The 22,446-nt window shown below is 40.7% G+C and carries 23 protein-coding genes; 18 read left to right on the forward strand and 5 right to left on the reverse strand.

Annotated elements, in window-relative coordinates; all coding sequences use genetic code 11:
- Positions 1-106 precede the first annotated feature (106 nt).
- The 16 genes from IGI46_RS07915 (at position 107) to IGI46_RS07990 (ending at position 17,060) form a co-directional block, all read left to right on the forward strand.
- The gene (locus IGI46_RS07915; RefSeq protein ID WP_429962788.1) at positions 107-1,141 is read left to right on the forward strand and encodes an NlpC/P60 family protein; all 1,035 of its coding nucleotides are present in this window, start codon (positions 107-109) and stop codon (positions 1,139-1,141) included.
- A 499-nt stretch (positions 1,142-1,640) separates the two neighbouring features.
- Positions 1,641-2,747, forward strand: a complete 1,107-nt coding sequence (locus IGI46_RS07920) for a tyrosine-type recombinase/integrase (protein ID WP_429962789.1) — start codon at positions 1,641-1,643, stop codon at positions 2,745-2,747.
- Positions 2,748-3,114: 367 nt separating this feature from the next.
- Positions 3,115-4,017 (forward strand): hypothetical protein, encoded by a 903-nt coding sequence (locus IGI46_RS07925; protein WP_429973212.1) that lies wholly within the window; start codon positions 3,115-3,117, stop codon positions 4,015-4,017.
- Between the two features lie 17 nt (positions 4,018-4,034).
- Positions 4,035-5,189, forward strand: a complete 1,155-nt coding sequence (locus IGI46_RS07930) for a hypothetical protein (RefSeq protein ID WP_429973213.1) — start codon at positions 4,035-4,037, stop codon at positions 5,187-5,189.
- Positions 5,190-5,237: 48 nt separating this feature from the next.
- Positions 5,238-5,693: a signal peptidase I gene (lepB, locus tag IGI46_RS07935; protein ID WP_429962806.1), complete on the forward strand. Its 456-nt coding sequence runs from the start codon at positions 5,238-5,240 to the stop codon at positions 5,691-5,693.
- Positions 5,690-5,998, forward strand: a complete 309-nt coding sequence (locus tag IGI46_RS07940; protein ID WP_429973214.1) for a hypothetical protein — start codon at positions 5,690-5,692, stop codon at positions 5,996-5,998. The genes lepB and IGI46_RS07940 overlap by 4 nt, the downstream gene beginning before the upstream one ends.
- The gene (locus tag IGI46_RS07945; RefSeq protein WP_429973215.1) at positions 5,988-7,067 is read left to right on the forward strand and encodes a glucosaminidase domain-containing protein; all 1,080 of its coding nucleotides are present in this window, start codon (positions 5,988-5,990) and stop codon (positions 7,065-7,067) included. Before IGI46_RS07940 ends, IGI46_RS07945 begins: the two co-directional genes overlap by 11 nt.
- Positions 7,068-7,080: 13 nt before the next feature.
- Positions 7,081-8,031, forward strand: a complete 951-nt coding sequence (locus IGI46_RS07950) for a signal peptidase I (protein WP_429962809.1) — start codon at positions 7,081-7,083, stop codon at positions 8,029-8,031.
- Between the two features lie 55 nt (positions 8,032-8,086).
- Positions 8,087-9,343, forward strand: coding sequence for a hypothetical protein (locus tag IGI46_RS07955; protein ID WP_429973216.1), 1,257 nt, complete (start codon positions 8,087-8,089; stop codon positions 9,341-9,343).
- A gap of 27 nt (positions 9,344-9,370) precedes the next feature.
- Positions 9,371-10,153 carry an LPXTG cell wall anchor domain-containing protein gene (locus tag IGI46_RS07960; RefSeq protein WP_429962811.1) on the forward strand — a complete coding sequence of 261 codons (783 nt, stop codon included), beginning with the start codon at positions 9,371-9,373 and terminating at the stop codon, positions 10,151-10,153.
- Positions 10,150-11,013, forward strand: coding sequence for a BsaA family SipW-dependent biofilm matrix protein (locus tag IGI46_RS07965; RefSeq protein WP_429962812.1), 864 nt, complete (start codon positions 10,150-10,152; stop codon positions 11,011-11,013). Before IGI46_RS07960 ends, IGI46_RS07965 begins: the two co-directional genes overlap by 4 nt.
- A gap of 12 nt (positions 11,014-11,025) precedes the next feature.
- Positions 11,026-11,658, forward strand: coding sequence for a hypothetical protein (locus IGI46_RS07970; RefSeq protein WP_429962813.1), 633 nt, complete (start codon positions 11,026-11,028; stop codon positions 11,656-11,658).
- A 113-nt stretch (positions 11,659-11,771) separates the two neighbouring features.
- Entirely contained in the window at positions 11,772-14,987 is a 3,216-nt protein-coding gene (locus IGI46_RS07975; protein ID WP_429962814.1) for a hypothetical protein, read from the forward strand.
- 197 nt (positions 14,988-15,184) lie between these two features.
- The gene (locus IGI46_RS07980; protein WP_429962815.1) at positions 15,185-15,928 is read left to right on the forward strand and encodes a recombinase family protein; all 744 of its coding nucleotides are present in this window, start codon (positions 15,185-15,187) and stop codon (positions 15,926-15,928) included.
- A gap of 17 nt (positions 15,929-15,945) precedes the next feature.
- Positions 15,946-16,713, forward strand: a complete 768-nt coding sequence (locus IGI46_RS07985; RefSeq protein WP_429962816.1) for a helix-turn-helix domain-containing protein — start codon at positions 15,946-15,948, stop codon at positions 16,711-16,713.
- Positions 16,714-16,853: 140 nt separating this feature from the next.
- A complete protein-coding gene (locus tag IGI46_RS07990) occupies positions 16,854-17,060 on the forward strand; it encodes a hypothetical protein (protein ID WP_429962817.1) in 207 nt (68 codons plus the stop codon).
- Between the two features lie 492 nt (positions 17,061-17,552).
- On the opposite strand, the gene IGI46_RS07995 is transcribed toward IGI46_RS07990, so the two are convergent.
- The 4 genes from IGI46_RS07995 to IGI46_RS08010 all read right to left on the reverse strand — a co-directional run bounded on the left by IGI46_RS07995 (position 17,553) and on the right by IGI46_RS08010 (position 19,152).
- Positions 17,553-18,122, reverse strand: coding sequence for a DUF2922 family protein (locus tag IGI46_RS07995; RefSeq protein WP_429962818.1), 570 nt, complete (start codon positions 18,120-18,122; stop codon positions 17,553-17,555).
- Positions 18,123-18,179: 57 nt separating this feature from the next.
- Positions 18,180-18,566, reverse strand: a complete 387-nt coding sequence (locus IGI46_RS08000) for a hypothetical protein (RefSeq protein WP_429962819.1) — start codon at positions 18,564-18,566, stop codon at positions 18,180-18,182.
- 125 nt (positions 18,567-18,691) lie between these two features.
- Positions 18,692-18,934, reverse strand: coding sequence for a DUF2922 domain-containing protein (locus IGI46_RS08005; protein ID WP_429962820.1), 243 nt, complete (start codon positions 18,932-18,934; stop codon positions 18,692-18,694).
- Between the two features lie 2 nt (positions 18,935-18,936).
- Positions 18,937-19,152 (reverse strand): hypothetical protein, encoded by a 216-nt coding sequence (locus tag IGI46_RS08010; RefSeq protein ID WP_429962821.1) that lies wholly within the window; start codon positions 19,150-19,152, stop codon positions 18,937-18,939.
- 66 nt (positions 19,153-19,218) lie between these two features.
- Here IGI46_RS08010 and IGI46_RS08015 point away from each other — a divergent pair, with 66 nt between their 5' ends.
- Positions 19,219-19,470 carry a hypothetical protein gene (locus IGI46_RS08015; RefSeq protein ID WP_429973217.1) on the forward strand — a complete coding sequence of 84 codons (252 nt, stop codon included), beginning with the start codon at positions 19,219-19,221 and terminating at the stop codon, positions 19,468-19,470.
- Positions 19,471-19,564: 94 nt separating this feature from the next.
- Here the strand turns inward: IGI46_RS08015 and IGI46_RS08020 are convergent, their stop codons facing one another.
- The gene (locus tag IGI46_RS08020; protein ID WP_429973218.1) at positions 19,565-20,329 is read right to left on the reverse strand and encodes a hypothetical protein; all 765 of its coding nucleotides are present in this window, start codon (positions 20,327-20,329) and stop codon (positions 19,565-19,567) included.
- A 713-nt stretch (positions 20,330-21,042) separates the two neighbouring features.
- Between IGI46_RS08020 and IGI46_RS08025 the strand changes: the two genes are divergently transcribed.
- Positions 21,043-22,149, forward strand: a complete 1,107-nt coding sequence (locus IGI46_RS08025) for a tyrosine-type recombinase/integrase (RefSeq protein WP_429962823.1) — start codon at positions 21,043-21,045, stop codon at positions 22,147-22,149.
- Positions 22,150-22,446: the final 297 nt, after the last annotated feature.

Consider the following 22,446-nt stretch of genomic DNA (forward strand, 5'->3'; position numbering starts at 1 on the left):
TGAGAAGCGTCTGCTTGCAGTGAATGATGAACACGATTAAGAGTGAGAGATTGTTTACAATAAAGGTTAGTATAGTTCGAATAATGTTAAGAACAGAGGTGTTTGAATGAAAAAGTTATACATAGCGGTCATCGTAAGTATGGGATTATTCTGCTTCATGACGCCAGTTCATGCTGAGCCTAAAGAAGAAACCCAACAGACGATTACCGAATTGCAGGAACGTTTAAGCCAATTGAATGATGAAATTTCGACAACGGTGGTTGAGCAAGAACAACAAGAAAAGAAGAGCCAAGCCTTAACTCAAGAACTCACTATTCAAGAGAAGAAAGTGACGGATATGACAGATAAGCTGACGCAATTGGAAAAAGAAATTCAAGAGCGAGTACGAGCCATTCAACTGAAGGACGCTGATCGGAAAGTGAACTTCTTTCAACTGGAAGGCTGGACAAAGATGCTGAGCTCCATCAAGGGAGTAGAAACGATTCGGCAATCCGATGACGCAAAAGCCAAGGAATATACCGAATTGACTGAGAATCTTACGAAACAGCAAAAAGAGCTGGAGAAAAAACAAGAAGAATATCAAACCGTTCAAGAACAATTACAAACTACGATGGCAACTCAACAGTCTAGTAAAGAACAACTGGAAAAAGAGCTAAAGGATAATGAAGCAGTATTGGCTCAAATACAAGAAGAAGAGCGCAAACAAGAAGAAGCAACGAAGGCGCAACAAGAGGCATTGCTGGAGCAGGTTGTTCTTGGTCAGAACTTTTCTACCAGTGAAGAAGTTTCGGATAAAGCTCAGGCGATCATTTTGTCAGCCAAACAATATCTTGGAGTACCTTATGTTTGGGGAGGTACCACACCGAGCGGCTTTGACTGTAGTGGACTAATGCAATGGGTCTTTGCCCAAAATGGTGTTTCGATTCCACGAGTCAGCCAAGCACAACAGGCGGCAGTGAAGGAAATACCCGTTAGTGAAGTACAGCCAGGCGATTTAGTGTTTTGGGGGAGACCTGCCCACCATGTAGCTTTGTATATTGGGGATGGGTATTTTATTCAAGCGCCGCAGCCAGGTGATGTGGTGAAGATCACCCATACAAGCTGGTACCCGTTTGAAAGTGCTGGAAGAGTGTTATATTAAAAAGAATAATCAAAAGAAGCATCTGCGAAAGGAGTTCTCGATCGCAGATGCTTCTTTGTATTGTGGGAAGCAATGACTCACGAGCTGAGAAGATAGATACATCAAAAATAGGTACGATCATTTTTTTATGTATCTAATAAAAATTATCGTTTTTTTGTTCCGGATAATCTATATAATGTATTAGGGGTTATTGTTGTTTAGAAATAAAAAAAGTCATTCAATAAAGATGAATGGCTAAAAGAATTGATATTATTTCTTAGTTTTTAGAAGACTATGAGATGTTTCGTTAAGTAATTATGTTTATTTATATTTGCGGGTTATTAACTAGTCTAATTATAGATTAACGGTTAGAAATACGCAATATGTTTTATAAAAATAATTAAAATTATTTTTTTGGAATTCTTTACAACAGTTAATAGAAAGAGAATCCCTTGAAAAAGACGGATAGTCTATTTACCGTCAAAACTCCCGTCGCTACTAATAGAAAGGAAGTGAGGATATGCGCAGAGGTGAAAATATCTATCGCCGCAAAGACAAACGCTGGGAAGGTCGTTATCCTAAAGGTAAAAAAGCGAATGGTAAGACTAAATATGGATCGGTGTATGGCAAAACACTCAAGGAAGTTCGTGAGAAGCTGTATCCCTTGAAACTGCACTATCAGTTTATCCAAAATAATTATGGAGAGGCCGCAATTAGCTTTAATGAGTGGGGATATCGGTGGCTGCAGGACATTCAAGCCAGTGTGAAGCAGTCTACCTATGCTAATTATGAACATAAGTTAATTCACTATGTGCTAAATGTACTTGGTGAATATGGATTAAATGAACTAGATGAAGAGTCAGCTGAAAATTTGTTGAGAGCTTTGGAAAAACGAAACCTAAAACCCTCGACGATTCATGCTGTCTTCCGTATTACCAAACAATGTATCAATCTAGCTATTCGGAAAAAAATGATCCATGAGAATCCATTTGCCTTGATACAACTGCCTAAATTAGTAAAAAATAGGAATCAGGCTCTTACGAAGCAGGAACAAAAACGTTTGGAAACTGCTGCTTTGACCTCTAAAAAAGGACAAGGGATTCCAACGCTATTAGCATTACATGCTGGTTTGAGAATTGGCGAGATTTCGGCCCTTACTTGGAAAGACATTGATTTTGAAAATAATCTAATTCATGTTCATTCAACGGTGCAGCGTATTGTTGGTGTATTCAATGGAAAGAAAACGGAGTTAATTTACACGAGTTCGAAAACAGCCTCCTCTACTCGCTTAATTCCTATGAGTCAAACGTTGAAGAACGTCTTGTTGCAGCAGAAACAGCGGATAAAAGGGCAATTTGTTCTTACCAACAAAGAGCAGCCAGTAGAACCTCGGCTGTTAACGTATCATTTTCACCGGATTCGCGAGAAAGCTAATTTATCAACCATTCATTTCCATCAGTTGAGACATACCTTTGCGACACGTTGCCTAGAGAGTCGAGGCGACATCATGAGTGTCAGTGCTCTAATGGGACATAGCTCCACTCAAATGACCTTAGATACATATGCTGGATCCTTAATGGAGCAACGGTTCCAAGTAGTCAGCCAAATGGAAAAGGAAATCATATAAAGCGTTTTCAAAAAGAGGATAACTCGTTTTGGGAAGGACTTTTTTTATATTTTTTAAAGTAAGCGCTCTCTTGGTTAGTCTATTACTAAAGCACAAATTTTCAGGTTTTTGCGACTGGTTTTCTTTCGTTTATAAAAGAATTACCTGAATTGAGTTATTAGTTTGAGAAAATACAATTTTTATGCCGTCAACCGTCGTCAATCGACGGTCTTTTTTTGTTGGTTTGATGGGGATTTTGGGAGGTTTCATAGTCTTCTAAAGACTATGAAAGAAGAGCTGTTTTTTTATGCTCTCTAAAAGTATAGATGAAACAAAGAAAATTATCAAAAATCAGTATTTAGGGGTCAATGGATAGAGGAGGGAATGTATGTTTGGTTTCGGTAAACAGAAGAAGGATGCTTATCAGGAAACGAATCAAGATGAATATTTTTACGATGAGTATGACGAAGGCTATGAGGATGATTATGGGTATGATTCTTATCCTGAAGAAGAATATGAACGTCCGGCAGAAAATTATCGGGAGTATGATCGTGGAGAACGTCGCTCACGCAGGAGAACAGAAGCGCCAATGGATGAGCGCTATGATGACCGCCAGTGTGGAGAATCGGAACCAATGCGAGCACCAGCTCATGAAGAAGAGCAGCCTCAAAGACAGGAATCATCGCTATACCAAGAGATTGAGCGACTAGAAGAAACGGTAGCTCAGTTGAAGCATCAGTTAGAAGTCAAACAATCAGAAATGAGCTTGATGGCAACTACCTTGTCAGAGAAGGATCAAGCTCTTCAGAAGCAACAAGAAAAAGAAGACCAGTTACAAAAGGAAAAGCAAGCCGAATTGGAGAATTTGGAGTTTGAAAAGAACAGTGAAATTCAAGAATTGTCGAGACAGGTGGAACAGCTGAAAGCTGACTTGAAAGATAGTCAAACCAATCAAACAGAAGCGTTGATTCAAGCTCGCCGACAAGTCGAAGAGCTAAAACAAACGCAAAAAGAAAATGAAGAGATGAAGGCTGAACTGGCTACGATTCTGATTGAAACCAAAAAACAGGAACGAGCGATTTTAGAACGGGCAGAGTATGAGGCTAAAGGAATTCGCAGCCAAGCCGAACAGGAAGCGCACCAGGTCATTCATGATGCATCGTTGGAGTTGAGAGTCATGAAGCAGGAAATCAGAAATTACCGTAAACGTCTGCGTTCGGTGCAAGAAGAAACCACCCAATTTTTTGTACGTCTGTTAGCCAACAGCGATGCATTATTGGAAGACGAATAGAAGAGGGGAGCTTTCCGATGAAGCAATCGCAGAATCAACTCGCCCTTTATCCAACACCAGCTCCTACTATGCAGGAAGAGCTAATCACACAACCATTATTAGAAGAAATCGAAAGAGCCTGTGAATACTTGTATGCCCCACATGGCAGCTTGAATGACGACCAACGAGAAAAGATCTACCAGCATTTTGAACAATTATTTCGCTTAATGAACAGCAGTTATCATCTTGAGTTATTACTTGTTCCAGGAACCTTAAATTGGAAAGCCTTTTGGCAAGCCTTGCATCAGTTCTTCCCACAGTTCGCTTGGATCAAAGCTCAAACGGAAGAACCAAAATATGGTCGACAGGTTTATCGCTTTGATTTTGTTCCGTTGGTTCATAGAGAAACAGGCTTCCCTTTTGCGATTCATTTGGAAGACAGCCTAAACCAGCAGTTTCCAACGGCGACTGAGAATACTTTGGAGCGGGCAGAGCAGCTGCTATTAGAGTTGGCAGAGCAGCACTTCTCGGAAGGTATTGTCCAAGAGCCGCAGAATGAAGAGTCCACTCCAGGTGAACAAATAACTAAAAAACTTCAAGAATCGGAAGTACCTGTAGATCCAATTCAAAAAGAAAACGTACGCCAGGAAAGTCAAAGCAAGGCTCGTCTTCGGGCAGTCAATCAAAAGCTAGAGCTGGTGATTGAAAAGCTCGAGCTTTCGATGCTCTACAGCGGCATTCAATATTTTGATCAAAAGAGTACCGAAGAAAGCGACTGGGACAGGCGAATCAAAATCAGTTTGCGAGAGTACACCTACTTGCTTCAGAAGGCTCGCTTTTTAGAGCAAATGTGGCATTTAAATGGAGAGCTGATTAATAAAAGTGAAAAAATGACAGTTACCGGCAATAAACTGGTTTACGAACGAGATCAGGTAAAGCAGATCAAAGCCAACCTTTCGGCACGAGATATTCATTTCGTGCTGTATGAATGTCAGGTAATCGAATCCCGTGCAAAAGTTCATGCGCGACCTTGGTTTAGAAAACCTTTCGTCAAACTGATGAAAATGGATTATGACAATTTATTGAGTAAAGCTGCTTACTTTGATCTACTACAAGGAGAAAATTCAGTGATGGAACGAATGGTTCGCGAGCAACAAGATGCACCAGTCAAAGAAGCTCAGGAGGTTGGCTGAGGTCGGAGATTTCAGTGGACATTAGCACCAAAGTTGGCATTGGTGTTTATGATTTGTTATTTCATTTTTCTTGGAACTTTCCGAGCTTACTACTGGTTGTATCCGAAATACTTTGTCAGTGGCGAATCCATGAATCCAACCTATTGGGAACAAGAGGTCGTTCAAGTAAAAGCTCATCATAAGCCGAAACGTTTCGATGTAGTCGTTCTGCATCCACCCGATGCTCCCACAGAGTTGTATTTGAAACGAGTGATTGGTTTGCCAGGAGAACGGATTGGTTATCAAGAGGGCGAGTTACTCGTTAACCATGAAATAGTAAACGATGCTTTTGCCTATCGAACCGAAGCTTTTGCTTGGGAAAATATCTCAAACGAGCCAATCCCTGGAGGCTATTATTTTGTCTTGGGAGACAATCGCACGATTTCCAAAGACAGCCGGATCTTCGGTTTAGTCTCGGAAAAACAAATTTTAGGCATCGTCCAAGAGGGGAACAAGAAAGAATGAAGGCATTGCATGAAAAAATCGAATGGTACACCTTTTGGTACTGGGTATACTGGCTCTTCTCTTTGGTGGTGCTGCTGGGAGTTGTTGTGTTAGGAATCTTTTTCTACTTCACCGATTTTCAGGATGTGGTGACCGTTAGTCAATTATTTCTTCTATTATTGCTGATGATTCTGGCTCTTTATTTACGACTAACAGCGTTGTATTACCATAACGTCCTTATGAAATTGAAGCAACTAGCTGCCCAACCAAGAAGATCAAGAGGTCACTCACGGTCACAGGAAAGGCGGAAGCCTAATGAGGGGTAAAATCCTGTTCGGCAGTTTAGCACTGAGCGCTTTTTTAATTGCTGGAGATCAGGCACCAATAAAACAAACTATTTTTGCAGAAGCAAAAGAGACCTCTTCTGTATCTCAGGAAGCGATCAAAAAAAGCTCCGAGGTTTCTAGTCAGGCCGATGAAGGTGACTCAGAAACATCGAAGACGCTGGGTTCTGCTTCATCCGTAGAAGAAATGGCGAGTAGTGAAATACAAGAGACTACTGTGACAACAACTATCGACAAAAAATCACTCATAGTAACCTCAGATGAGCATAAAGAACTTGAGCTAACTAACAATGTTCAACCCTCTTTGCCTATAGAAAAAGTAGAAGAAAACTACGAATTCTCGGTAAGCAAGAATCAAACGACCGAAGAATTTATCCAAACAATTGGAAAAGACGCGCAAGTTATCGCTTGGAAGGAAGACCTGTATGCTTCGGTCATGATTGCACAGGCAATTTTGGAAACAGGTTCTGGCAATAGTCGATTGGCTCGACCACCTTATCATAATTTATTAGGAATCAAAGGAAGTTTTCAAGGAAAGCACGTATCTTTCAAAACACAGGAAGATAAAGGGAACGGGGAGCTTTATACGATCCAAACGGCTTTCCGGCAATACCCCAGCCATAAAGAATCACTAGAAGATTATGCCGCACTTTTGAAAAGTGGTCTCTCAGGCAATGTTGGTTTCTATCAAGGAACGTGGAAGTCGAATGCTGGAACCTATCAAGAAGCAGCGAGAGCTCTAACAGGGAAGTATGCGACGGATACTGCTTATGACAAGAAATTGATTGCTCTAATCGAAGCATACAATTTAACGATCTATGATCAAGAGCTAGCGAGAAGTGTCGAAGAAGAGAAAGAACAACCAACTGATAATCCTGTGCGATTAAAAGATCGTTCAGAAGAAAAACCAACAGTTGAAGTATCTGAAGTATCTAATGAAATTGTGGAACAACCGATTATCATCAATGAAACAACGCAATCAGTAGTAATAATTCCACCAACTGCTCAGCGACCAGCCAAGCAGCTGTCAGGAAACCAACTTGTCCAATGAAAGAAGGGGAACTATGTCGAGACAACGTGAATATCGAAAGTACGAGGATGATTATCACGAATCGTCGTATCATGAGCGCCCCCTTTCTAACCGTAGGCCAGCTAGAAGAAGAGACTATTACGAAGAAGAATACGATGATCGAAGACTCTATCCACCTCAGCGACCGAGTAATCGAGGCCGAGAAGGTGGTTACTCACGTCGGACTGTCCCCTCTTCGCGGGATTCTTATCCACCGAGAGGTATGCCGAACAGAAACGAGTATCAGCGGCAACGACCCACTAACTATGGATACGAACGAGAACAAATGGCACCACTGAGGCCAAGACCTCAAAGACCGAGACCTGTGCAACAAGGAACACCGACCTTGCAACAAGCGAAGAAATCCACGAATCGTAAGATTTTTTTATTCGCATATAACCTGTTCTTTTACACACTGACAATTGGAATCCTCCTGAGTTCTTTAATGTTTGCCTTCAGTGAAAAGTCTGATGCGGCTATTTTAGGCCATCGCTTTTATCAGGTGTTGACGGATTCGATGGCTCCGCAGGCAGACTCGCCTAAAGGCGGCTTCTATGCAGGGGATATCGTGATCGTCAAGTTGATGAATGGATCTGAAGTTAAAGAAGGGGATGTCGTAACGTTTCGGGTAGGCGAAGGAGACCGTTATTTAACGCATAGAATGGTGGAACGATTGGACGAACTAAATGGGGAACAAGGTGAGTACATCGTCACCAAAGGAGATGCCAATAAAACCAATGATCCGCCTATAGCAGCGGATCGGGTCTATGGCAAAGTAACGTTTGTCATTCCTAAAATGGGGACCTTTTTAGCCTTTATACAAACAAATGTCTGGTTATGTCTGGTCTGTGCCTTATCCACTTTTGGCTTTTTCTTAGTATTGAAGGCGTATTTCTTGCCACCAGACAAGAGCAGCCATCCGCCACATCATCCATCAAGGATATAACATTTGTCTAATCACAAATGTTTATATAAAAATATAAATTAAGGGGAGAAAAGAAATGAAAGAACGTAAAAAGAAAAAGTTGTTGGCTATTGCCGCATTGCTTGCATTAGTTGCGGTAATCTCAGGAACATTTGCCTGGATTACGTCACAACAACAACGAATTAACCGGGTAGAGTCTGCGGCAGTAGTCGACGACAGTGTGACTGTAAATGAAAAATGGGAACCAAAACCAATGGTTCCAGGAACCGAAGCAACGAAGGAAGTAAGTGTAACCAACACAGGAAATGCCAATGTATTTGTTCGGGTTTCTTATGAAGAAGTGCTGAAGCATTTAGCGAGTAAAGGGGTAGTCTCTCATGGTGACAACACAGTAACTGGGGCAAAATACGATCCAAGTGCTACGAATACACTAACTTCTCATGTTCCAGTTAAATACAGTGCCGATAAAATCAGTACAACCAACGGCTTTTCTGAAGTAACGGATCCAAGTACACAAGTGACGGGATTAGAAGCAAAGACGAAATTGTTTGTCAAAGGTGGGTTAACAATTGATCCTACGACAAGTGAGCGCTCAGTTAGTTACGAAGCAGTCGTTGTTCATGAATATGCGACTGGTGAGTATCAAGCAATGCAATATACAATTTCACCAACAGAGGCTATTGCAGACAGAGCTCTTGCTGCAAAAGATTGGAAATTTGCCATTAGTGACTTGAAGTATAGCTATTATGCAGGTGGTTACCAAAATGCAGTGATGAACTGGGCGAAGTCTTCTTTACCGAACAAAGACAACACGCTTACTGGTCATGCATTATTGGGAACGACAGGAAATCGTCATGGCGTTGATTATGATTACACAATTGGAACATTAGGAATTGCTTCTATTCCAACACCAACTCCAGCAGCGGATGGAGATCAAATTCCATTGGCTAATAATGATGTAAAGGGTGTTCAAGCAGATAAGATCGGCTTAAGTAAAACCCACATTCGGATTGGCTATGGTACAGACATCACAACCGTTGCCGCTTTGACAGCAACTAAATGGGTTTACAACAAAGACGATGGCTGGTTCTACTTCACAGAGCCATTGAAACCAAGTGTAACGACGCCTGATTTATTGAAAAAATTGATCTATGACAAAGATTTAGGTGGCAAATACACCAATGCGACCTACGATTTAGTCGTGAAGATGGAAGCAATCCAAGCAACGGAAGAAGCATTGAAGGATTCAGCTGGTTGGGATCTGGATGGTGCAACAACAGGTAGTGATACCGATACAATTGTACAACAATTGGTTGCTCGTATCGGAGCATAAGAATGTGGACTGGGGAGGAGGAGGTGTATGAACTACCTAAAATCAATGGTTATCCGTTTATTGGGCATTTCTCTTTTCCTCCTGTCTTTTGGTCATGGATTAGTGAGTGAGGCTGCGAATACATTACCGTCAGGTTTAGTGATCGCTGACTCAGAAGGGATTTATGTCACTTCTGAAGGAGAGTATTACATTGATTTACAAGATATTCTCCCAGGTGAAACTTATGAAAAGGAAATCACTATACGTAGTTTGGATTTGGAAGAGCCTTTTTCCTTAGGATTGTTGGTCGAAGAATTTTCCTCCAGTGGTTCCGTTTTGTGGAAAGAACATATCACGATGACGTTAGTACTGGACGGGAAAGAGCTCTACAAGGGACCGTTGTTAGGTAATGGTGAATTTGACTGGTCGAAGATGCCGTTGGAACTAGGCGTTTGTAAGTATGGTACGGATAAGCTATTAACTGCTAAATTTACACTGGACTCCAGTTTGACGAATGAAGACTTGCGGGAACAAAGCCATTTAGAATTCTACTGGACGTTTGTGGGTACTAGGGATCAACAACCCACAAAACCAACGGAACCTTCGTCTTCCGACTCATCAACACCGACAGTTCCATCTGATTCTGGAACAGGGTCAAATCCGAGTGGTGGCAGCTTACCAAATACTGGAGGCACTCCCCAAGCTTCCGGCCCTGGCAAGCGATTGCCGCAAACGGGAGAAGAAATTGTGTATATGTTTCTAAGTGGAATGTTGCTAGTACTCATTGTTTTGTTTCTATGGAAGAAGCGACGAGAGGAGGAGCAGGAATGAACCAAAAGGAAAAACGACAGCATTTATTTCGAACGTTTCTCCGCAGTAAGGGACTTTTCGCCTGCTTCTCTCTGGTGTTAAGCTTGTTGCTAGTGTTAGGCAGTACCTATGCTTGGATTACTTCTGCCGATGAACGAGTCAACCGAGCAGATGCCAATCGTAAAGTGTTGTCTGCAATTATTGAAGAAGACTTCGATCGAGTGTTTGATTGGGCTCCGGGAGTCAAAAAGACTAAACAAGTGAAGGTCAGGAATAATGGGGAAATGCCCACAATTGTCCGACTCTCCTTGAAGGAGTTTTTTGCCAGCTTTGAGGTGGATACGACCGATAATCATCGGTTGGATGCCAATCCCGACAATAATCGGAATGGCAATGCCAATCTAAAGAGTTACGGAACCTTCACCACTCCCATTGATGTGCAGAAAACAGACACATGGGTAATCGGTCATACGTATGAGATCAACGCCAATACGTATTACAAGGCGGATCAGGTGTTAAAGAATCAAGCTTATATCTATGGTGGTACAAGGATATTGCCTCTGGCGGCCTTTGAGCTGACGTTCGCAACTACGAATGTTTTTAATATACCAGCAGCGGCGGTAGGAAAACAAGACTATTGGTACTACGAGAAGGGCTATTTTTACTATTCAGAAGTTCTTCAACCCAACGAAGTAACGACTGATTTGTTGGAAAGCATTACGCTCAATGCTGAATATGCCAACCAATACAAAGGAGCTCTATATAAACTGGTTCCAGAAATGGACGCTCATGATTTGACCAAAGAATTAATCAGCGACTGGGGCATTCATCCCACCAATGATCATGCTTATCAGCTGTACAAAGATAAACTAGCCAAGTAAAGGAGGGGCAAGATGAAGCAGCAAAGAAAAAATCGTCACATGTTATACCTTGTTTTTGCATTCAGTTGTCTCCTCCTATTAATTGGCGGAAGTTATCTGGTCTATGCGGCTATGACGGCAACGGATCGCGAAGAAAATGATTTTCGAGTGGGTCAAGTGGAGACGTCAATTGAGGAAGATTTCGAAATTCGAACGGAGCTGCCTTTAGACTTCTCAGTGAAAAAAGAAGTTTCGATTAAAAACAGTGGAACGATTAACCAGTTCGTCCGAGTGATGGTCTCACCTCAGGTTCAAGCAGCAATAGCCGGAGATGCCCAGAATAAACAAGTCCTACCATTAAAAATTGGCACAGACTTGATACTGGAAGAAATGACTACAGCAGACTGGTTGGATGGTGAAGACGGCTATTACTACTACATCAAAGAAGCAGTCGAACCGAAAAAAGCAACCAGCAAGCTATTCAAAAAGGTGAAACTTTCTAATCAATTACGAGATCGGTACCATGGGGCAGAATTAATCATTACGATCAAGGCAGAAACGGTCAACTGTGCAGAATTTGCTTATCGTGATGCCTGGTGGCAAGGCAATACGCCAACTTCCGGACCGTTAAAAGATGTCGACGATGCGTTAAATGAAGGTAGATAACTAGGGATGCAGCAACTTCTGTATCCCTTTATAAAAAGTGCAGCACTCATGAGATGAGTGTTTTATCGAGTAGAACATTGATTTGATAAGTGTTGGAGAAGGAGTTGAGATAAATGAGATGGATGAGAAAAAAGCCTGTAAAAAATCTTTTAATGATAGGTTTCTTATGCTTATTAGCTGGTAGTTTGTTTGCAGGATTTAAACAATGGACAAATTCAGAAAAGGTTAAAAAGGTTCAGGCATCAAGTATTGTCACAAATGGAGATTTTCGTTTAACTGCTAATAATAAATGGAAGGACTCGTCAAAAATAAGTTATGCTGACTTAAAATGGGATGAAATTTCAAATTTAACGCAGACGGGTTATCGATTGTCTCAATCAGAAGATCAGGGAGGAACGTGGACAAAAAAATCCTTGAATTATGGAAAAAGTATTAAAGTACTAAATGTTTATCCAAACAGAGAAGATTCCAATACTTTGCAAGGGTGGATGAATGGTTTAAATTTGGTCGATGATCAGGGAGCCAATTTGATTCAAGTTACTCCTGTAAAGCTTTCTGAGTATAATGCAAAACCCGATGACTATTTGAAAGATGCTTCAGGAGATTATAAGTATGATGTCATCATGTTTGGAAGTTGGGATACTTACGGTGGGGCAACAAATGATTTGAACGAAACATCTTACAATGCCACAAAAGCTTTTTCAGATTCAGGAAGGGGTGTACTTTTTGGACATGACACGATTATGCATGGATCCAATGACGATAATGTGGTGCAGTTCAATAAGGAATGGTTTAACAAATATGGTCCTCTTGTTGGGACTAATGCTGAAACAACACCAACCTATAGATATCATGATAAAAAAGGGTGGGCTGCAAATGATAGTGTAACGATTGTGAATAACGGGTATTTAATGAAATATCCTTTTGAATTAGCAAATGATTTAAGCTTTGATATTCCTTTAGCGCATTCAATTAATCATTTTAACTTAGAGAGTTCGGCTGTATTATGGTTGCAATTTAATCCAGATATTCCTTCTAAATGGGATCCTTATTGGACAGAGAATAATTGGACAAACAATTGGTATTTAATCACAAATAACAATGTAGGGATGATTCAAACTGGTCATAGTAATGGTGAATCAAAGGAAGATGAACGAAAAATCATAGCCAATGTTCTTTATAATTTAGCACAAGTTTCTTTAGAAAATCATGGAGATGACTATACAATCAAAGATGATCAATCTCCTGATGAACCCTTAATTGATATACGGTGTGGGGACAAGGATCATTTGAACATTCGAGTAGATGCCAATGATAAAGGTAAAATTTACCAATGGTATGTAGAAGCTGATACAAAAGATCAGGGATTGTTGAAATCGGATACTGTGCAAGAAGAAATTAGCAGCAATATTGCTGGCTATTTTTATCGAGTAACAAATACACCCACATCTCCAGACTTTAAAGCTGAAGTTGAAGCAAAAAAAGATGCTAATGGTCGAATTCCAGAAGCGGACTTCGATTTGTATGTAGCACCCAATGATGATACGGTTTCCTATTCAACTGCTACTTCATTTTCAATCAATGAAAAGCAGGATTCGGAAAAATATGTACAAGTCATAGCAGTAGATCGGATGAGTAATGTCAGCGAAACGACGACTGTTCAAATTAAAGACATCATTCAAAATGTGGACTTTGAAATAGAGCGAACAGGTAATGAAGCGAAACTGGTAAACGTAGCTTTGGATGCTTCAATAAATAATAAAATGAAATCCATCGAAATCCAAATTCCTAAAAATACAGAAATTAAAGATTTCGCGTCGCTTAGTTTACCAACAGACTGGTATTCGTTTGAGAATAGCGAAACTACGGACTACTATTCTTTCAGCTTTGCGATGGAGTCCAATAACGGTGCAGCTACAATTCAAACATTTTTGGAAGGTTTGCGATTTACTATTAAGAACTCGGTGAACACTTCTGGAAACATTAAAGTGATTCTTCATGAAAAAGTATATACTTCATGGATTGATGAAAATGGAACAACACACTATTATGTCTTCATGCAGGAAAAGAGTGCACCAGGAAAAAATTGGTTTGAAGCATATAATGGCGCAAAAGAATTAAGATATAAAGGTCTGACTGGCTATCTTGCCACGATAACCTCAGAAGAAGAGCATGATTTCATTTTCGACAATATTGCCAAAGAAGCAGGCCTGCTTGGAGGTACAAGAGGTGTGTTGAAAAACGGTAATAAAATAAATGATGAATCTGTAGTTCCACAAGCTCAGAGTGACTACGATACAGAGCAAGACGAATGGTATTGGGCTAGTGGACCAGAAGCCGGTGAGAGTTTTTATGTAGGGAAGACCACAACAGGTTATACACCTATAAATGTTTATAATAAATTTGCTACAGGAGAACCTAATAATGGCGGAGGTGGTCCATCAGAATATATTCTTCAATTTGCTTTTCATGATAGTAAAGAGTGGAATGATTTACCTGGCAACGTAACATATAGCGCTGATGCGAATCAAGGTTACTACGTCGAATTCTCCGAATACGGTGGTCAAACCGAAGGCGATGAAATCACCGATGTCTGTTGGAAGGCAGCCATTCCACAAAAAATTTCCTTAAAGGCCTATGATGAGCTGGGAACACCCGTAACAGATGGAGACCTGATTTTTGATCAACAACTTCGACTAAACCAGACAATCACGGTTCAACCTACAAGTCTAGAATTTTACAGCTTTGTTGAGCTTCGAGAGTTGGATGATACATCAAGAGGGATGAACTATACAGTCTCAGGAACCTATCAAGAAGGACAGGCGATCTACTCCTTAAGAAAAGCGATCCTTCATGTTCGCCAAGTAGTAATGAAGCCATCCAATGAACTGGTGGTACCAGCAGAAGGGTATATAGAGATCGAGAACCGACTGTTTAACAGTGGTAGTCCAGCTATTGATCCGACCTATCAAGCCAATACGATTGTTAATTCAGGGAAAAATGCGGACAATCCGGCATTTACCAATTTTATTTTGACCACCAAACCGTTGACGGATGATTCAGATCAATTGGTGTTACAACCAGTGATTCCATCCTTTTATGAGTACCTCGGTCATTATGTGACTACAGAAGCAGCCAGTCATCAGAACAATACATCAATCACTGCTGGTCCTGTGATGTTAAATCGAGGAACGATTGATGCCACCAACGAGTTGTGGCTGACCCTCTATCTTCAACCGAATCAAACAGCTGATGTAGAAAATAAAGCTCCTCAACCTTACAGCTGGGATTACAAGAAAAATGATCTAGGAAAAATCAAAACAAAATAAACGAAAGAGGCGAGACAGAATATGGTCTATCTCTTATTACTAGTATTAGGCCTGATTGTGCTGGTTCAAAGTTACCTGCTGTTCTCGCTAATGCGAAGCCAACAGGATTTGCAGACACAGATTACCCGGTTGTTACTAAATAGGAAACAATCGGGCACTAACCGACGACAAACTCCAACAGAAAGAGGAAGGACACGATGAATCTAGGCTATGCACGCGGGTATCAACTCACCCAACAATTGGATATGCTGGAAGATTATCCAGTGGATGAACTCTTTTCTGATGGAGCACAAGAGGTGGAGGCCTTGCATTCACCAACAAGTGACTTTCAGGCTTTAATGAACTTTGCCCAACCTGGAGACCATTTGGTAATTGCTTCATGGGAGGTTGTTTCTCGCGATTATCGCCAGTTGCTAGCTTGTTTGGATCAGTTAGAAACACAAGAATTAACCTTAGATATATTGAACTTGCCTCAACTAACCATCGAAGAATGGCGCCAAGTTTTTCGATGGTCGCTGCGCAATGACCGCCTACTCCATCCAGTACTGGTCAAAGCTGGCAAAGAAAGAGACCGTAGTAAAGATGCTTACTCTCTATTCAGCAAAGAACCGGAAGCACGCAAACTCTATCGCGAAATGATCTGGTTGTTGGTAGAGAAAAGCTCTGTTCGACAGGTAGCCCAACAAAAACGAGTACCAATTGAAACGGCCTATCGTGTACAACAAGAACTAAAACAAGTCCAACTAGCTATTATTTTAGTCATTTGTTTCCTACTGGCAATTTTTAGTATCAAACTAGCCGAATCCTATTTTGATCAATTGTGGATTCAAGTCGCTATTTGTGTGGTTGTGACGTTAGTCATTCTGTGGAATGTCTTGATTGATACGGAAGAAACCGAGACAAAGCCGCCTATAAAAGAGAAAAAAATACCAAAAATTTGAAGAGAAGGTGAATCCCCATGCAACATGTACTTATTTTAACGAAAAACTCATTGGCTGAAGAGCCGTTAGTCCGCAAGTTACAGCGGATGAATTGCGAAATTCTTTGTTCGACAGACCTGTTCAAACGTCTTAAGACAGGCACGATTAGTCCTTTTCTTTCTTATTTTCAATGGATTGTGTTAAGTGAAAGTCTGTGTAATTCAGAAGTAGAACAGATTCTGCAAATGTTAAAAAATCACCCACTACTAGTTTTACGAGTGGTGGAGAACATCCCAAATGAGGAAGAACAAGCCTTCTGGCAAGAACGCGGTCTAGTGGATTGGGTAGCAAAAGAGACCAGCTATGAACTTCTGCGAGAAAAAATGAATGAGCTTCAGCATCAAGTGAAACAGGACGTAGTAACTGGCAATCAAATTCTAACCTTCCCTACTATACAAGGAGAAGAAACTACCTCGAATAATTTGAAGTTACTGATCAAAAGCCTTTCCAAAACAGAAAAAAGGGTCTTTGAATGCCTGATCCAATCCTATTCCACTAGCGGCGTATTATCCCGCCAGGAATTGTGTAACTATTTATGGCAGGATGGCAGCACGTCTTCGAACATGAGTCAGTTGTCTTGTTTGATTAACAAATTGAAGCATAAATTCGAGCTTCACGGCATTACAGGTGAAACCATCACCACCTTGTGGGGCAGAGGCTACAAATTAAGTAGTTCTTTCTATGAATATTGGCTAGAGAGTTCCCAACAACTGGAAGAATTAAAGTATTATTCGGCGATGAATTAGTGGATCTAAGCACTCAATTACAATTTAGATTGAGTGCTTTTTATATATCTTTGTATTGTGAACAGTATGTAGAAGACCAAGATATTATATCTACTAGGAAGAGAATATGAGACAATAAAAGGAAAAAAGGGGATGTTCCAATGAAACGTATCTATCGCTATTTAACCGTCACTTTCGGCATTATCACCTTGATCATTTCTCATATTATGGTGGGAAAATATAGAGAACTGGTTTGTCAAAATGAACACGGTTTGACGAGTTCTCCGCCAGCAATGATTTATATTCATTCTATTTTTGCCATTTACTGGAATGATTGTAGTGTCGCTCATATCAATGCTGTTTTTTAGATTGAAAAGTAGGGGAAGAACGATCTTATGAGTCTAGAAACCAAGTCTAGTAAAAAGCTGTGTACACCAGTAATCCTTCTTATGTACATTTAAACAAGCTGCCCACATTTGTTCATGGGCAGGATTAAATTCTAATAATGAACGTACCGAAAAAAGAAAAAAGCAGCAATTGTTTTAGTGTGCCTTCCATTCGATATTTAGTTTTCAAAGGTCGATTTTTAGTCTTATTGTCGTAGTAAGACCTAAACTCCTTCTGATACTAGAAGAGTGAACAACCTGCGAATGGGCCCGATTCGCAAGTGTCAGACTTTATTGCTTCGTCATGGATCATGATCATCCAGCAAATGGTTCACGATAGCGAGAACCACACCAACAATAATCGGAGCTAGAATATACTGTACAAAAGGTTGCACATCCATCACCTCCCTTCAGTACAGGAGCATGATTCAGACGAGGATTGTCTACCTACGCTGGTAAATGATCAGATTAGTATCAAGAAGGAGCGTCAGGCGGATCTTTTCGCTTCTGACGCTCTTTTTCTTTGGCTTTCCTCCGCTTTCGGCGTCGCACCAATTCCTTAACGACATCGTAAGGACTGCCAGCAGGTGGAGAGAAAGTCTTTTCTTCTTCTAGAGTTGTTGTTCCTTCAATTGAAGAACAAGTAGTTGTAGTATCTTCAACCACCGTACCTTTATCAGAAGCTGAACGCAGTGCGTCGTGCACCTCACTTCTGATGGGTGAAGCTAAGGATACTTCTGGAACTTTTGGTGTTTCCTGCCAAGTGCAACGAAGTGCTGTCAGCTGCTCCGGTTTTTCTTCTGGAACAGGCACCCCAAATAATTCATCCCCCTCAAAAATTGGTCTTTCGATGGTTTCAACGTATTTGGCCTTTACTACTTCTTGGAATAGGCCAACGCCATCTTTTTCAAATAGATTTAAGCTGCTTAACAATTCCAATGATTCTTTGATTTCTTCCGGACTCTTTGTAGTATCCGGATCTTTAAAAGTAAAATTATGCTTCTTACCTTCGCTATTTAGGAAGGTGGAAACTAGTCTGATCATTTTGTGACTCCTTTCGGTTTTTATTCGCGTAGGTGGGACAGACAATAAGTATTATTTTCAGGTGGCTTCAGAGTCGGTAACGTTTTGGAAAATCTTCGCTGCTGATTTTATAAGAGACTTGGTTTTTTCAATAAACTTGCGAACAGGATTCAGTTTAAAACCCAGTATCCGCAATTCACTGGTTTCAAAATAATCCACGAAATACCAGAAAAACTGCTTCATAGTTTTCGTAGCCTTGGTATTCATAAATAGGTAACGTACTAAGTCTTGCAATACCAGAGCGAACTCCTTCGCACCAAGCTGATAACGAACACGTAAAGCAAGCAATAGTTTAATGGTCATGGTGCCATTTTGAGTTTCCTGATAATATTCCATGAGTCTTTGCTCAATGGTTTCGAGTTTTAGGTTAAATAGTTGTTGGTGGGTGAAGGGTTGCTCTGCCATAATAAATTTCTCCTTTTTATTTGTATAGTAGGTAACTAGCAGATAAGCTGGATACCTAGGAAATCCAGCTAGATTCGTTAAGTAAAAGAAGTACGGCACGTCTGCCGCAGCTTCTCAAAATTCAATTACCGTGCAACAAGTTCTTCTTCAAAGATCGTTGTTTCAATCGTTTCGACATACTTCGCACTAACAACTGTTTCAAATAAACGAATCCCATCCTTCTGAAACAAATTCAATTGAGCCAGTTCTCCTAATAGACCTTTGATCTGTGAGGGAGTCTTAGTAGTATCTGGGTTACTCAAGCTCCATGTCTGCGATTTGCCTGCACCATTTCTAAAAATAGAAACTAACTTCACGACTCGATTCATGCTTATTCAACCTCCTTCGTAATTCTTGATTGAACAGTCATAATCACACTATCCAGTGAGCTGCCTTGCTGGGATAGCTCTGCCATGATCTCTCCTAATTTCACCACATCTTCTTCGGGTGGATTATCAATCACATTTGAAAAGTTCACTTTCTTCTGTTTGTCTTCCCCTGCTTGTTCGATTTGTACCTGTAATTTTGTGCCTAACTTTTGCATCATCGTTTTAATTCCTCCGTTTTCTGTTTTTAAATTTGTTTTGGTAGTGCTTGTTGTGTTTCCCGGCCGGTGACTAAAGCCTACTTCAATAACACGAGTTTGAAAAACGCCGAAAGTGGTTGGTCATGTCCCAAAACAGCCCTTCGATTTTTTGAGAATCTTGATTTAATAAGCTTTCGCAAATTTCCACTCGTTTTCAAAGCGGAAAAAGGGCCGATTTGGGACATACAAGAAAATTTTTTCATGTCCCAAATGGAAGAAGGAGTTTGTGAAGTGCATGGCTATATTCGTTGGTTTAATACTGTTCTTGTTAGCGAATAGACGAAAAAGAAGACAGAAAAAAGCTGTCTTCGTCTCTCCAATGAGAAATTAAATAACGAAGACAGCTTTAGTTGATTGATAAACTTAATTGATTTTACTCAGTAGGTAAGGTGTGGAAGGACTCATGGATCCAGTCAAGCCCTTCGATCGTATGCCCAAAACGAAGAGGGGTCTGTAAGGCATATTCCTGTTCATACGCTGTTCTCAAGGCCCGAATAGGTAATGGAAACTTTTGCAACAGCGGTTTGCGACTCATGCTGCGCGCAAAAGGCGTATCCGGCAGCCGCAACACGTCTAAAGGCGAATGAGGCCCCGTCTTTCCTGCAATCAAGTAGTCACGTTCAATCATTGATAAAACAGATAGCGCGGCTTCGGCTCGAGTACAAATGCTTTGACTACTAGCCGCCACTTCGATTGTGAGACCGTTGATCAGTTGAATCTGAGTAAACGGCCCCTTTTCCTCCAATTGTTCAATCATTAAGGGATTGATCCAACTGGCATTTCTGGCTCTTCCTACAGGAAATAAGACCGAACGCAGATTGACCAGAGGCATTGCTTTCGCCCCAAAGCAGCTAAAGCGTTTCAGTGCATGGGATAGGGCGGCATAGTCTAAAAAATTATGAATCGTTTTATCGTTTTTAAGGGTCGCTAACGATTGATAAGGAGAAGAGTACCCACTGGTTTCACTAAAGAGAATGGTCCCACTCCTTTCAGGAATAGGCAAAACAAGAGAGAGGACTTGATTTTCCGGTGGTGCAGACTGGTCTATTTGATGGCACACTTTCTCCCAATTCTTTGAAAAACATTCACATTCTAGAAGAACGCTTTCAATATAATCGCTAACAAGGGGATTACCCATACATGTACACTCCTTCTTTTCAGTTACTGAAGAAGATCGAAGAAATAGCTAGAACCAAATACCCAACATCGTTGATCGCGTATCAACGAGTTATTTCTTTCGCTTGATCGTGAGAGGCCCCTCATCTAAACAGGTACGGTTTCCATGCTTTTCCCGACTCTAACAGCCTGATGAAATCATTTGTCATAGGAATGAATACTATGACGTATTCCAATTTTACCTGATAAATCCGCTCTTTTGTTAAAATAATTTCCATCATTTATTTTGAAAGTTATGTAAAGTTTATGTTTAATTAAACGGAACCTGTGATATAATCCGATGGAAATTCTTTTTTTAAAATAAGAATAATCATTTTGAATCATTAAGTTAAAAAAGATTAAGGGATACAATACGGAAAAACTAAAAAACTAATGTTAATCAAAAGTGAAAGAATGCTACGTAGACATAAAAAAATCCTAGTATAAGCTAGACTAGGAGGTTGGTCGTCATTTCGTGTGTTTATCTTTCATTTTTCACACATCTGTTGTTTTAATTATAGGTTATCGGGAATGATTACGCAATATATTTTATAAAAATAATTAAAATGATTATTTACTTATTCCCTTTTTCCCCATCTAGGAGATAACTCTTCGAATCTATGCAGGAAAAAGCGGAAAGAAGGCGTAATTCTATCTACCGTCAAATTTACCGTCAAAGAGAAAGGATGGTCACACATGCGCAGAGGCGAAAATATCTATCGCCGCAAGGACAAACGCTGGGAAGGCCGCTACCGGAAAGGCACAAAATCGAATGGAAAATCTAAGTATGGATCAGTGTACGGCAAAACCCTTCAGGAAGTGCGGGCAAAGCTCTATCCCCTGAAAATGAAGTATCAACTAGTTCAGACAATTCAAGGAGAAGCAGCCATTCCCCTGAATGAATGGGGCTATCGCTGGTTACAAGAGGTGAAGCCGGGAGTAAAGCCATCCACTTATGCCAACTATGAACACAAGCTGGTTCATTATGTTCTGTCGGTGATCGGGCATTACGATCTGAACGAATTGGATGAAGCAGTGGCAGAGGAGTTGTTAGCCTCTTTGATGGAACAGTCGCTAAAGCCTTCGACGATTCACGTCATTTTCCGGATTACCAAGCAATGCATGAACCAAGCGATCCGCAAAAAGCTGATCAAAGAAAACCCTTTTGGGTTGATTCCATTGCCTAAAGTGGTGAAAAATAGAAACCAGGCCCTCACGAGGCAAGAACAAAAACAACTGGAAACGATCGCATTAATGGAAGAAAAAGGTCAGGGATTACCTACAGTGCTGGCTCTGCATACCGGCTTGCGGATTGGTGAAATCTCTGCCCTCACATGGCAGGATATTGATTTTGACAATAATTTGATTCATGTTCACTCAACGTTCCAACGCATTTTCGGTGTATATAATGGACGAAAAACGGAATTGCTCTATAGCAGTTCAAAAACAGCGACATCCACCCGTTCCATTCCCATGAGTCAAGCGGTCAAACAGCTGTTACTACAGCACAAAGAGCAGGCGGAAGGCCCCGCTGTCTTCTGCAGAAACCATCGTCCATGGGAGCCGCGGTTGTTAACCTATCATTTCCATCGCATCCGCGAGAAAGCCGGGTTATCTCATGTTCATTTTCATCAGCTGCGGCACACCTTTGCGACGCGTTGTTTAGAAAGCCAAGGAGATATCATGAGTGTCAGTGCCTTGTTGGGGCACAGCTCAACCCAAATGACTTTGGACACCTACGCGGGTACACTCGTGGAACAACGGATCCAAGTGGTGGCACAAATGGAAGAAACTATCCTGTAAAACGTTTTCAAAATAACGAAAAAAGCTTTTAGGAAGAGAATTGTTTTGGATAATTCAAGTAAGCGTTTACTCGGATGGAGAGGATCTCTTAAACCTATTTAAGAGATAAAAACCTTTGGATAACATACGTTATTTTAAAATTGTGCAAATTAGTTAGAGTGATTGTTATTTAATAAAAAATATTACTATTTTTTTTGAGTGGTTAAACCGTCAGCTGCCGTCAACAGGTAGCTGATTTTTTGTTGTCCCTATGGGCTTTTTCGATGGGTTTCCTAGTCTAGCTTAGACTAGGAAAGA

The organism is Enterococcus sp. AZ163, assembly GCF_050498925.1.
Classification (GTDB): domain Bacteria; phylum Bacillota; class Bacilli; order Lactobacillales; family Enterococcaceae; genus Enterococcus_A; species Enterococcus_A ferrettii.